A 12,566-nucleotide genomic window follows, 5' to 3' on the forward strand; every position below is an offset into this window, starting at 1 on the left:
ACCAGGTTGCGCAGTTTTACCTGGTAATCCCCTTCCTCCGTCCCTGGACGAAACTTGATTTCTTTAACCTGAATCTGCTTCTGGTTTTTCTTGGCCGCGGCAACCTGCTTCTTCTTTTCGAAGATCGATTTGCCGTAGTCCATCAGTTTGCAAACAGGGGGTGCTGCATCGGCGGAAATTTCCACCAAATCCAGCTTGGCCTCTTCAGCCTTAAGAAGCGCGTCTTCAATTGACACAATCCCAAGCTGTTCACCTTCAGCCCCAATTAACCGAACCTCGCGTGCCGAGATATTCTCGTTGATCGGGGCTTTCGGTGCAGCTCGTTTATCTTGTCTCATTTCACGCTTAATAGTAATTACTCCGAATCTGGGCGACCACGCCGGGAACCGCTTGCGCGAGAAACTCAGCGAACTGGGCGACGGGCATCGAGCCCAGGTCAGCACCTTCACGAGTACGCACAGCGACAGTCTGCATCTCGACTTCCTTATCTCCGATAACCAAAAGATAGGGAACCTTGAGCAAAGTATGCTCACGGATTTTAAAGCCGATCTTTTCATTTCTCAAGTCGGACTTGGCACGAAATCCGCTTTCGTTGAGAGTTTTTTCAACTTCAGCAACAAAATCCGCCTGTTTATCAGTGATATTCATGATCACTGCCTGGGTTGGCGCCAGCCAAGCAGGGAACGCACCTTCATAGTGCTCGATCAAAATCCCGACGAAACGCTCGAAAGAACCGAGGATCGCGCGGTGCAACATGACCGGGTGCTTGCGGCTGTTGTCTTCGGAGACGTATTCGGCGCCGAGACGGACAGGCAGGTTGAAATCGAGCTGTAAGGTACCACACTGCCACACGCGACCGAGGCAATCTTTCAGCGAGAACTCGATCTTGGGACCGTAGAACGCACCCTCACCCGGCTGCAGATCGTACGGCAGGCCCGCAGAATCGAGGGCAGCAGCCAGTGCAGCCTCAGCGCGATCCCACAACTCGTCGGAGCCCACGCGTTTTTCCGGACGAGTGGACAGCTTCATCTCGACATCGGTAAAGCCGAAGTCACGATAAACATCCATGGTCAACTTGATGAACGCGGCGGATTCGGCCTGCATCTGCTCTTCAGTGCAGAAGATGTGGGCATCGTCCTGAGTGAACCCACGCACACGCATAATGCCGTGCAATGCGCCCGACGGCTCGTTACGGTGGCAGGCACCGAACTCGGCCAGACGCATCGGCAGTTCACGGTAGCTCTTCAGGCCCTGATTGAACACCTGCACATGGCAGGGGCAATTCATCGGTTTGATGGCGTAGTCGCGACTTTCCGACTGCGTGGTGAACATGTTGTCAGCGTAGTTGGCCCAATGCCCGGATTTCTCCCACAGGCTACGGTCAACCACTTGCGGCGTTTTGATCTCGAGATAGCCGTTATCGCGCTGAACCTTGCGCATGTACTGCTCAAGCACTTGGTACAGAGTCCAGCCATTCGGGTGCCAGAACACCATGCCCGGCGCTTCTTCCTGGGTATGGAACAGGCCCAAGCGCTTGCCGATCTTGCGATGATCGCGTTTTTCAGCTTCTTCGATGCGCTGTATGTAAGCTGCCAGTTGCTTCTTGTCTGCCCAAGCGGTGCCATAAACGCGCTGCAATTGCTCGTTCTTGGCATCGCCGCGCCAGTAGGCACCCGACAGCTTGGTCAGCTTGAAGGATTTCAGGAACCGTGTATTAGGCACGTGCGGACCGCGGCACATGTCAACGTATTCTTCGTGGTAGTACAGGCCCATGGCCTGCTCGTTCGGCATGTCCTCGACCAGACGCAGCTTATAGTCTTCACCACGAGCCTTGAACACTTCGATCACTTCGGCACGCGGAGTGACTTTCTTGATGACGTCGTAATCTTTTTCGATCAGCTGCTGCATGCGCTGTTCGATAGCAGCCATATCGTCCGGAGTAAAAGGACGTTCGAAGGCGATGTCGTAATAAAAACCTTCATCAATGACCGGGCCGATCACCATTTTGGCAGTCGGGTACAACTGCTTGACCGCATGACCAACCAGGTGGGCGCAAGAGTGACGAATGATCTCCAGCCCTTCTTCATCCTTAGGCGTGATGATTTGCAGGGTCGCGTCGCTGCTGATGATATCGCTGGCGTCGACCAGTTGACCATTGACCTTACCGGCCAGAGTCGCCTTGGCAAGACCTGCACCGATGGATGCGGCAACTTCGGCTACGGAAACCGGGTGATCGAATGAACGTTGACTGCCGTCGGGAAGAGTAATAGTTGGCATGGCGCCTCCTCTCCTAGTGGTGACCCCTACCAAAGGTCACGTGGGTTGGGATGAGCCAGTACAAGATCCGATCCAGGCCATTCAATGACGAACGCCTGCCTTACAGCGGCAGGAGCCTTGCGGCCAACCGGAAAACCGAACCAGAGTGACTGGGATTCAAATCAGGATATTCGCACGTTGACCGCTGCCGGGACTGAAGGTCATCCGGAGCCTGAGAACGCTTGAGCCAGGCATGCTAGCACAGATGAGCGGTCACTTATGCCTCAGTTTCATCAGAAGGCATATCGTCTGCTTTTATGCCAGAGTGCTGAACTTGATAGGCCCTTCAGCCCTCAGATAAAAAGACATTGACCCACAAGGAGCATCCTCGCATGCGTCTGAATACCTTATTCGCCGTAGTCGCCCCCATTGTTCTGCTGCTGCCATTGAGCGCTCACGCTGACTGGCCGAAGGGCGAGCGTCAGAAGTACATGACGCAGTGCACGGAGGCGGCCACCCCACAGATCGGCGCCGCAGCGGCCAAATCTCATTGCGCCTGTGGTGCTGATGCAATCAAGTCGTACCCGGCGAGCGACATTCAGGCGCTGATGGACAACAAGGCGACCCCTGAACTGCAGCAGAAAGCGCTGCGCCAAATCGCCAAATGCAAGGCGAATACTCCGGCGAAAAAGTAGGAAAAAAAGCGTCCTGACTCGGCCCAGCGCCCTTGAAAAGGACTGAATTTGCGTCTTTTCAGACGATTTATGCAGGTTTTACAGGTTTTTTTATCGTCTTTACGTTCCGCTAAAAGCCTTATAAAACGGGGCTTTCAGCCGATAAAGGCAGTAAAGAAAACACGACTGATTGGCAAACAGCACGTCCGGGGGGCTACCAAAGCGAACATTTCGACTATGATACCCGGGTGTGCCCAGTTGGCCTGAGCAGCACAGTACTGAAAAATATATGTTTCTTGGAGATACACCATGTCTAATCGCCAAACCGGCACCGTTAAGTGGTTCAACGATGAAAAAGGCTTCGGCTTCATCACTCCTCAAGGTGGCGGTGACGACCTGTTCGTACACTTCAAAGCTATCGAATCCGACGGTTTCAAAAGCCTGAAAGAAGGCCAGACCGTTTCCTTCGTGGCTGAGAAAGGCCAAAAGGGTATGCAAGCTGCACAGGTTCGCCCAGAGTAATTTCTCGGCGCACTAAAAAAACCCCGTCCATGTGACGGGGTTTTTTATGCCTGTAACAAAAGCAGCCTGTAATCAGCCGCAGTTGACGCGAGTGATTACCAGGTTGTTGTCGGTGTTCAGGTTCAAGCGATCGGAGCGGTATTCCAGCGTAATCATGTCATTGGGCTTGAGAAAGCGCGCGTTCTGCGCACCTGCCTTGGCGCGGGCCTGCTCCAGCAGCTCTGGCGAAGCTTTTTTGCCAATGGCGAACTCCGCCGCCGTCGCTTCACATCGGCTGTGACCGGTTTCGGTCGCCACGGACTCCTTTGCCGACTCGCTGGAGGTTGTACTGCAACCGGCCAACAGGGCGACGGCCATAAGTGCACCCAGTGACGCGAACTTCAAAGACATGAAGCCTCCTTGTTTTCAAATAGTTAACTGAGATCGTGCGACCGCCAATCCGGCGTTTGGTTTCATGACAACTGCCATCACCCTGCCCCACGACAGGAAAAACGCCGAGTGTGCCTGAACGGCGCTCAGCCTGCTCACCAATCAATCGTGACTTAATATTTACGAAGTTCAGTAGACGTCGATGTAGTCATACGGCGGATTCGGCCAGTTGTCCTTGAGCGCATTGAAAATCTGCATCACCCACACCTCGTCGCTGGCCGCAATATTCCCCACATAACCTGAGCCCTTGGCCCAGGTTTCAAGTCGAAACAGCAGGTCGTCAATATCCTGCCCGCCAGTTACTCCCGACGAGATGTAGGCGATACCGCCCTTGGTCACGCGCAATTGCGTGTGTTCATCATCGCTGGCCGATGCCAGCAAATGGCGTACAGCGTCGAGCGTGAGGCCATCAGGAGTATTCAAATCGATCTGCACAACACGATCCTTGGATAAGCCGGAAAAGACCAAGTGTCGCATAGCGCTGCGCTCATGCCTAAGTCGCAGTGCCAAACGCCCGACAAAATGGTTAACTCGACGCACAGACCTCCCGACTTTTCGAGCCTGATCATGACCAGTGTAAGCATCGACGCCGACATCAAAGCCAAATGGGCAGACGGACATAGCTCTTACAGTCCGGGAACCACCGAAGAGTTGGCGCTTATTGGTATCGATCTATTGATCAAGGAACTGGGAACGGAAGCCGCCCAGCTATTCATCGAGCAGATTTTCGAGCGCTCCCGAACCGAACAGATCAAGCATGAACACGCCGAGAGGGAATAGAAACCCGCAGGCTGGCGCCTGCGGGCCGATCATTTACTTCAGACGCTTCAGGCGCTCGGTCAGCAGATCGAAGAAACCCTGGGCATCGCCATTTTCAACCCAGAATGCGTTCTTCGGTGCCTTGAGGCCGTCATACCAGTCGACAATGGTCTGACCGAAGGTCGGCCCTTCACGGCTATCGACCACAACATTCACCGAACGACCGGTGAACAGTTCCGGCTTGAGCAGATAAGCCACGACAGTGGCGTCATGCACCGGGCCGCCCGGAATGCCGTAGTGTTCCATATCCCCTTTGATGTACTCGTTGAGGATGTCACCGACAATTTTGCTCGCATTATTGTTGAGCGCAGCAATCTGCTTCAGACGCGCATCACTGGTGAGAATCTTGTGGGTAACGTCCAGTGGCAGATAGGTCAGCTTGACGCCACTTTTGAGCACGACGTCAGCCGCTTGCGGATCCGCAAACAGATTGAACTCAGCCACAGGGGTGATGTTGCCACCATTGAAGTGCGCACCGCCCATCACCACCACTTCCTTGATGCCCTGAACAATGTCGGGCTCTTGGATCAGCGCCAGCGCCAGGTTGGTCTGCGGGCCGAGCATGGCGATAGTGATGCTGTGTGGCTTGGCTTTTTTCAGGGTGTCGATCAGGTAGTTGACCGCGTTACCTTCTGCAAGACCTTTTTTCGGTTCGTGCACGCTGACACCCGACAGGCCTTCCTTGCCATGGATGTTCTCGGCGTAGATCGGTGTGCGCATCAGTGGCTTCGGCGCACCGGCATAAACCGGCACTTCCTCGCGCCCTGCCCACTCGCGAGCCAGACGCGCGTTACGCGACGTTTTGTCGAGTCGCACGTTGCCAGCCACGGTGGTCAACGCACGAATATTCAGTTCGTCCGGCGAAGCCAGAGCGAACAGCAACGCGACCACGTCGTCAGCGCCCGGATCAGTGTCGATGATCAGGTCGATTTTTTCCGCCGCCTGAGCGCCGGTTGCGGTTATCACGGACAAAAGCAGCAGGCTCCGGATGAAGTGATGCAGTTTTTTAGCATAACGTTGCATGGCGCATTCCTTGTGCTTGTGAAAACGAAAATTAGAACGTTACTCCGGCGACCAGCACGATGTTGCAGTACGGCTGACATTCTCCCGTACGAACAATCGCCCGAGCCTGTCGGCTGAGTACTTTGAATTGCTCGTGACTGAGCAGATCGCGACGCCCCAGCGCGCCTTCTTCATTCAGCTCGTCCAGTGTGGTCAGCGCAGTCGGCTGCTTGTCGAAGATTTCTTTGGCCAGCGCATGGCTTTCCACCTGCATCTCACTGAGCACGACCTTCAAGGTGCTGACGAAATCCGGAACGCCGTGGGTCAGCGCCAGATCAATCAGTTCAACACCCGGCGGCACCGGCAGCCCGGCATCACCAATCACGACCATGTCGCCATGGCCCAGAGATGCGATCAGTCGTGACAGCGCGACGTTGAGTAGAGGAGTCTTTTTCATGAGGGTTTGAAGGCCTGTACGTCGGACATTGTTGGAATGGATGGCTGGGCGCCGGCCCGAGTGACCGACAATGCCGCAGCAATTTGCCCGTATCGAATCGCTTCGGCCTCGGACTTGCCATCAGCCAACGCAGCGGCAAAACCACCGACGAAGGTGTCACCCGCCGCCGTGGTGTCGACAGCTTTCACTTTCGGCGCAGGGAAATGCTCGAAACCTTTACCGTTAGCGAATAAAGACCCCTCGGCACCCAGGGTGATGATGACTTTGCCAGCCCCCATTGCGATCAAGTGACTTGCCGCATGTTCGGCGGTTTCCAGCGAGTCAACCGGCAAGCCAGTCAACGCGGCAGCTTCACTCTCATTGGGAATCAGGTAATCGATCGCCCCAAACCAGTCTGCCGGCAAAGGACGACTGGCCGGCGCTGGATTGAGGATAACGGTCTTGCCCAGCGCTCGCGCACGCTTGAGCGCATGCCCCACCGTCGCATCCGGGATCTCGAGCTGGCAGATGACAACATCAGCCGCTTGCACTACAGCATCGAACCGATCGATCACCGCTGGCGTCATTGCGCCGTTGGCTCCGGCAACGATCACAATGGCGTTCTGACTGTTGTCATCGACCACGATCAACGCCACGCCACTGGAGTCCTCGACAACGCTCACCGCCTGGCAATCAATCTGTTCGGCCAGCAAGGCGCCACGCAATTGCACGCCATAGTCGTCGCTACCGACACAGCCAACCATCGCCACTTGCGCCCCCAATCGCGCCGCAGCCACAGCCTGATTGGCGCCCTTGCCACCGGACACGGTCTTGAAGGAATGCCCGATCAGCGTTTCACCGCCACGGGGCAGCCGAGGCGCCCGGGTCACCAGATCCATGTTCAGGCTGCCTATTACCACTACATTTGCTGGCATACATCACTACTCGTCAATTCGGTTTCAGCGGTATTCGGTGAACACGCCGGACAACGGCGCGGTCGACTCGCGCAAAACAATACTCGGGGTCACGATCCGCTGATCAGTGCCCAGATTCGGGGTGGCAATCCTTCGCAGCAACACCTCAGCCGCCATTTCGCCCAACTGCAGAATCGACTGGCCGACGGTGGTCAGCGCCGGGTACACGTAACGGCTCATCTGAATATCGTCAAAGCCAATCACCGACAACTCGGTCGGCACCCGCACGTTGCGCTCTGCCGCCGCGCGCAAAACACCGATACCGATCATGTCGTTACCGGCAAAAATGGCGCTCGGCGGATTGCGCTCAAGGAGGATCGCCGCAGCGTTGTAGCCGCCGGTGCTGGTGAAGTCACTTTCCAGCATGCGCTCCTCTTGCACCTCGATACCGGCCTCTGTCAACGCCCTGCAATATCCGGCACGACGCATCTGCGCCACGCTGGTGCTCGCCGGGCCGCCGATGGTCGCGATGTCACGATGACCCAATTCCAGCAAATGACGGGTAGCGAGGTAAGCGCCGTATTCATGATCGATACGCACCAGATCAGCATTCACGCCATCCAGACCACGGTCGACGATGACCATTGGTGTTTTCACACCCGCCAGCCCCTGCGCCAAACCACTGTCACCGCCAGCCGAGGCAACGATCAAACCGTCAATGCGCTTTTCCAGCAGCACACGCAAATAACTGCGTTGTTTTTCCGGATTGTCATCAGAGTTGCAGAGGATGACGCAGTAGCCATTACGCTCGCAGTAATCTTCTATGCCCCGTGCCAGTTCAGCAAAGTACGGGTTGAGGCTGTTGGGCACCAGCAAGCCAATGGTTGCAGTTGTCTTGGCCTTCAATGAGCGCGCCACTGCGCTGGGTACGTAGTCAAGGCTCTTGATTGCAGCCTCGACCTTGACCCGAACCTCCTGACTGACCGGCCGGGTGTTATTCACCACATGCGACACGGTGGTGTAGGAAATCCCTGCAAGGGCAGCCACATCCTTGATCGTTGCCATGTCTCAGCCCCGTCGACTAGCGCGTTGACTGCGATAAGTATCGAGTACGACCGCGATGACGATTACCGCACCGGTAATGATGCGCTTGGTTGGCTCGGTTGCACCGATCTGCGCCAGCCCCGCCGCAAGCACGGAGATGATCAATACACCGAAAAAAGTGCTGATCACCGAACCACGCCCACCCATCAGACTGGTTCCGCCGATCACCACGGCAGCGATCACTTGCAGTTCAAGACCGGAGCCGGCATTCGGATCAGCCGCCTCCAGGCGAGAAATCTGGAACAGCGCGGCGACACCGGCCAGCAGCCCCATGAGACTGAACACCAGGATCTTGTAAGGTTTCGGATTGATACCCGCCAGCCGCACAGCCTCTTCGTTGGTGCCGATGCCGATCAGATAGCGACCGAATACGGTGCGGGTCAAAACGGCCTGCGCAATGAAAATCACCAGCAAGGCGATGATGAATGACGGCGAGATGCCGAAAGCGATCGGATTCGACAACCAGGAAAAAGCGTCACCAATATAGGCGGTGCGTGACCCGGTCATCTGATAGGCCAGCCCTCGAGCCATTTCCAGCACGCCAAGGGAAACAATGAACGACGGAATCCGCCACGCTACGGTAATCGAACCCGTGATCGTGCCCGCCAGCGCCGATACCGCCATGCCGAGCAACGCCGCTGGCAAGACGCCCCAGCCCCAGCCAAGAATGGCGACGCTGACCGTCGATGCCGCCAGCGCCAGCACCGAACCGACCGAGAGGTCGATGCCACCGATGATCAACACAAAGGTCATGCCGACCGCCAGAACCATCAGATCGGGGATCTGGTTGGCCAGCGTACTGAACGTGTTATAGGACAGAAAGTGGCTGCTCAAGACCGAGAACAGCGCGACCATTGCCAGCAAAGCACCGGCCAGCCCCAGATAAGTGCCCAACCCATAAAAGTTGCCACTACGTTTGCCGGCAGAAGATGCTGTTTTCATGGGAGTTCCCTAGGCGCGGCTTCGTTGAGCCGCGCATCACGTTTTTGGTAGCCGGCGAACGCGGCGGCAAGCAAATCATCCTGGGTCCAACTGTCGCGCTCGAAGGTCTCGATCAGACGCCCCGCCGACAGTACGCCGATCCGATCGCAGATCAGCATCAGCTCACGCAGGTCACTGGACACCACCACCAGTGCCTTGCCCTGGCGAGTCAACTCACCGAGCAAGGCATAGATGTCGAACTTGGCGCCGACGTCGATACCCCGGGTTGGCTCATCGAACAGCAGCACCGAACAGTCACGTTCCAGCCAGCGACCGATCACAACCTTTTGCTGGTTACCACCGGACAGCTCTGACACAAGCTGTGTCGGGCTCGAACTGCGAATACGCATGGCATCGATCTGGCGCTGCGCCAAAGAGATTTCGGCGCCATTGTTGACGAAACCACCACTGGAAATTTCCGGCATGTTGCCCAAGGCGATGTTGGCGCTGATCGACTGACTAAGCAGCAAACCCTCGCCCTTGCGGTCTTCGGTGATCAGCGCGATACCATGATGCACAGCATCGACAGGCGAACGCACACTCACCACTTGCGCCGGCGAACCGAGTGCAATCGTGCCGCTGTCGGCGACATCCGCCCCGAAAATCAAGCGCAGCAATTCTGTGCGCCCGGCTCCGATCAGCCCGGAAATCCCGAAGATCTCCCCGGCGCGCACTTGGAACGAAACGTCCTGCACCTTATCGGATCGAGTCAACCCCTTGACCGTCAACGCCGGAGCGCCAATATTGCGCGGCCCCATGTCGATGTGCTCGCCAAGTTCACGACCGACCATCAATGTGACCAGTTGCTCGCTGTTGTAGTTGGCTATCGGCTCGACGCAGACCAGATTGCCGTCACGCAGCACGGCAATGCGCTGTGCCACTCGGGCCAGCTCTTCGAGGCGATGCGAGATGTAGATGATAGAGACGCCACGCGCCTGCAAACGGGTGATTTGCTCGAAGAGCATTTCGACTTCCCGCGCGGTGAGCATCGCGGTCGGTTCGTCGAGAATCAGCACATGGCAATCGCCAATCAGGTTGCGGGCGATTTCAACCATCTGCTGATGGCCGATGCCCAGTTCACCGACCAGTGTGTCCGGATCAATCGCATCAAGACCGACCTGGGCCATGGCCTCTATAGCCGCTTTACGCAGCTGCTTGCGACTGATCCAGCCACCGTTGCTCGGCAGATTGTCGAGAAACAGGTTCTCCGCCACTGACAGTGTCGGCAACAAATTGAGCTCTTGCATGACCATACGCACGCCGAGCTCTTCAGCCTGGGTGCGACTGCCCGGACGATAGTCCTTGCCCTGGAATTGCATCTGGCCGGTGGTCGGCGTGACCAGTCCGCCAATAATCTTCGACAAGGTGCTTTTGCCGGCGCCATTCTCGCCGGTCAGCGCCAGTACTTCACCGCGCATCAGCGTCAATTCGATGCCTGTGAGCACCGGTTGCGCATAGGTCTTACCGATACCGCTGACCGAGAGGACAGCGTTCGGGGCGGAAACTGACATAAAAACTCTCCATGCGCTCGCCCGGACGGACGAGCGCCATTGTGTCGTCAGAGGATTTACCGGGTGACCAGTTCGACCGGCGTTTCAATCACGCCATTGGCACCGCTGTCGACTTTCTCGCCCTTGATGATTTTCAGCGCAGTCTCGATCCCAAATACAGCTTGCTTGGCAGCGAACTGATCGGCAGTCGCCAGAATGCGACCATCCTTGAGCATGGGCTTGATGGCGTTGATATTGTCGTAACCAACCACCTGCACCTGACCCGCTTTGCCGGCCGCACGCACGGCGGAAACAGCACCGACGGCCATGCTGTCGTTGCCTGCCAGCAACGCTTTGACATCCGGGTATTCGCTGAGAATCGAAGCGGCAACCTTGTTGCCCTTATCGATCTCCCAATCACCGGACTGCAGGGAAACCACCTTGATCTGCGCCGCGTCCATCGCATCCTTGAAGCCAGCGGTACGCTGCTGGGCGTTGGTCGTGGTGGACACGCCTTCAATGATGCCGACTTCGTCACCCGCCTTGAGCTGCTTGGCCAGATACTCACCGACCAGACGCGCGCCTTTACGGTTATCCGGACCTACGAAGGGAACGCTGATGTTTTTGCTTTTGACGATTTGCGGATCGAGTTGGTTGTCGATGTTGATCACGGTTATACCGGCATCGACGGCTTTCTTGATCACCGGCACCATGGCCTTGGAGTCGGAAGGTGCGATGACCAGCGCATTGACCTTTGCAAGGATCATTTGCTCGACGATACGCGTCTGGCCCGCAGTATCGGTTTCGTCCTTGATGCCGTTGGAGATCAGGTCGAAATCGGCGGAGTGTTCTTTCTGGTAGGCCTTGGCGCCGTCTTCCATGGTCAGGAAGAATTCGTTGGCCAGAGATTTCATGACCAGCGCGACTTTGGGTTTTTCAGGGGATTCGGCGAACGCCGAAGAGACAGGCAGTGCAGCGGCTGTGGCAGCCAGCATAGCGACAGCAAGAAGACGTCCAGCGAATGGCAGCTTCATGGGTTCACTCCGATCTTATGATTATTGTGAGCAACGCTTGCGCTGGCGTAAGCTACATCGCCCCACCGACTGATAGCGCATCGGGGCAGCCGCGCAAACGTTTGCGTAGATCGAACTATGCGAATCCCGCCGACATTTGTCAACAATCAGAAATCGTCATTTATTGCAGGGCAAATCCTGGAAGCGGCCCTTCCAAGCTTATGCCGTGGTATTGACCAAATTGCCGCCGCCGGAGTTCTTGGTCATTTCCTTGACCAGTTCACCCGCGACCTCTGCCAATGCGCCACTGGTTTGAGCGATCTGCCCCTGAATGGACATGACTGCCTGCGACTTGGCTTCGGGCGTCGCATACCTCGCAGCTTGTGCGGCAGCCAATTGCTGTTGTTGCTCCTGGAGCTGCTTCTGCAGTTCCTGCATCCGCTTCAACAACATCTTGACGCTGATGCTCAGGTTATCGCCGCTTTCAGCCTCGCTGCTTTTTTGCAAGGCACCACCGGTCCTGACCTGATTGCCATCACCTTCATCTTTTTTGCCCATCGCCTCGGCAGTAGCACCCTCTGACGCCTCGCTCAATGAATTGATCGTCGCTGCAGTTTTACCGCCGATGGTGACAGCAGCTGGATTTGAAAAGCCGACCGTGAGTGACATGTGAACTCCCTCGAATTTAGTGCTCTTGAGGACGCATCGGCCTACGTCGCGGTTTCTTTAGCACAAAATCAGAAACTGACAACCCGATCCATACGACAGAAGCAGTAGTACTTTTCGGGAAGCCGAACGCGAAAATGTCTTTTGTTCGGAAACCCGGCTACAGGGTTCGCCATACTCCGTATTCTTTAGAAAAATATTGATGAAAATCAAAAGGTTAAACAGATCTCTAGCGTAAAGGTACGTCTGGTATAGATCCT

The 12,566-nt window shown here is 56.2% G+C and carries 14 protein-coding genes and 1 pseudogene; 3 read left to right on the forward strand and 12 right to left on the reverse strand.

The genetic code is table 11. The annotated features are described in order from the left end of the window. Both infC and thrS read right to left on the reverse strand, forming a co-directional pair. A partial coding sequence (infC, locus tag ACIOWA_RS21385; RefSeq protein ID WP_401161820.1) for a translation initiation factor IF-3 occupies positions 1 to 356 on the reverse strand: 356 nt, incomplete at its 3' end. Beyond that, positions 356 to 2,277, reverse strand: a pseudogene (gene thrS / locus ACIOWA_RS21390) (threonine--tRNA ligase). The gene infC and the pseudogene thrS, both read right to left, overlap by 1 nt. A gap of 371 nt (positions 2,278 to 2,648) precedes the next feature. Between thrS and ACIOWA_RS21395 the strand changes: the two are divergent. Then, complete coding sequence (locus ACIOWA_RS21395; protein ID WP_339433980.1) at positions 2,649 to 2,951, forward strand: hypothetical protein; 303 nt, start codon at positions 2,649 to 2,651, stop codon at positions 2,949 to 2,951. Positions 2,952 to 3,239: 288 nt separating this feature from the next. Next, a complete protein-coding gene (locus tag ACIOWA_RS21400; protein WP_003179963.1) occupies positions 3,240 to 3,452 on the forward strand; it encodes a cold-shock protein in 213 nt (70 codons plus the stop codon). Positions 3,453 to 3,524: 72 nt separating this feature from the next. On the opposite strand, the gene ACIOWA_RS21405 is transcribed toward ACIOWA_RS21400, so the two are convergent. Together ACIOWA_RS21405 and ACIOWA_RS21410 are read right to left on the reverse strand one after the other, a co-directional pair. Beyond that, entirely contained in the window at positions 3,525 to 3,842 is a 318-nt protein-coding gene (locus ACIOWA_RS21405; protein ID WP_339433981.1) for an I78 family peptidase inhibitor, read from the reverse strand. Between the two features lie 168 nt (positions 3,843 to 4,010). Next, on the reverse strand, positions 4,011 to 4,316 hold the full coding sequence (locus ACIOWA_RS21410) for a hypothetical protein (protein WP_339433982.1): 306 nt from the start codon (positions 4,314 to 4,316) through the stop codon (positions 4,011 to 4,013). A 132-nt stretch (positions 4,317 to 4,448) separates the two neighbouring features. Between ACIOWA_RS21410 and ACIOWA_RS21415 the strand changes: the two genes are divergently transcribed. Next, entirely contained in the window at positions 4,449 to 4,661 is a 213-nt protein-coding gene (locus tag ACIOWA_RS21415; RefSeq protein ID WP_339433983.1) for a hypothetical protein, read from the forward strand. 33 nt (positions 4,662 to 4,694) lie between these two features. On the opposite strand, the gene ACIOWA_RS21420 is transcribed toward ACIOWA_RS21415, so the two are convergent. The 8 genes from ACIOWA_RS21420 to ACIOWA_RS21455 form a co-directional block, all read right to left on the reverse strand. Next, positions 4,695 to 5,723, reverse strand: coding sequence for a nucleoside hydrolase (locus ACIOWA_RS21420; RefSeq protein WP_339433984.1), 1,029 nt, complete (start codon positions 5,721 to 5,723; stop codon positions 4,695 to 4,697). A gap of 31 nt (positions 5,724 to 5,754) precedes the next feature. Further along, complete coding sequence (gene rbsD, locus ACIOWA_RS21425) at positions 5,755 to 6,159, reverse strand: D-ribose pyranase (RefSeq protein WP_339433985.1); 405 nt, start codon at positions 6,157 to 6,159, stop codon at positions 5,755 to 5,757. Further along, a complete protein-coding gene (rbsK, locus tag ACIOWA_RS21430; RefSeq protein ID WP_401161799.1) occupies positions 6,156 to 7,073 on the reverse strand; it encodes a ribokinase in 918 nt (305 codons plus the stop codon). Before rbsK ends, rbsD begins: the two co-directional genes overlap by 4 nt. 24 nt (positions 7,074 to 7,097) lie before the next feature. Beyond that, entirely contained in the window at positions 7,098 to 8,117 is a 1,020-nt protein-coding gene (locus ACIOWA_RS21435; protein ID WP_339433987.1) for a LacI family DNA-binding transcriptional regulator, read from the reverse strand. A gap of 3 nt (positions 8,118 to 8,120) precedes the next feature. Beyond that, positions 8,121 to 9,098 carry an ABC transporter permease gene (locus tag ACIOWA_RS21440; protein ID WP_339433988.1) on the reverse strand — a complete coding sequence of 326 codons (978 nt, stop codon included), beginning with the start codon at positions 9,096 to 9,098 and terminating at the stop codon, positions 8,121 to 8,123. Next, positions 9,095 to 10,648 carry a sugar ABC transporter ATP-binding protein gene (locus ACIOWA_RS21445; RefSeq protein ID WP_339433989.1) on the reverse strand — a complete coding sequence of 518 codons (1,554 nt, stop codon included), beginning with the start codon at positions 10,646 to 10,648 and terminating at the stop codon, positions 9,095 to 9,097. Before ACIOWA_RS21445 ends, ACIOWA_RS21440 begins: the two co-directional genes overlap by 4 nt. A gap of 56 nt (positions 10,649 to 10,704) precedes the next feature. Continuing rightward, positions 10,705 to 11,661 (reverse strand): sugar ABC transporter substrate-binding protein, encoded by a 957-nt coding sequence (locus tag ACIOWA_RS21450; RefSeq protein ID WP_339433990.1) that lies wholly within the window; start codon positions 11,659 to 11,661, stop codon positions 10,705 to 10,707. Between the two features lie 198 nt (positions 11,662 to 11,859). Then, positions 11,860 to 12,309: a hypothetical protein gene (locus ACIOWA_RS21455; protein ID WP_339433991.1), complete on the reverse strand. Its 450-nt coding sequence runs from the start codon at positions 12,307 to 12,309 to the stop codon at positions 11,860 to 11,862. Positions 12,310 to 12,566: the final 257 nt, after the last annotated feature.

It is taken from the genome of Pseudomonas sp. NPDC087614 (assembly GCF_044743485.1).
Taxonomy (GTDB): Bacteria; Pseudomonadota; Gammaproteobacteria; order Pseudomonadales; family Pseudomonadaceae; genus Aquipseudomonas; species Aquipseudomonas baetica_A.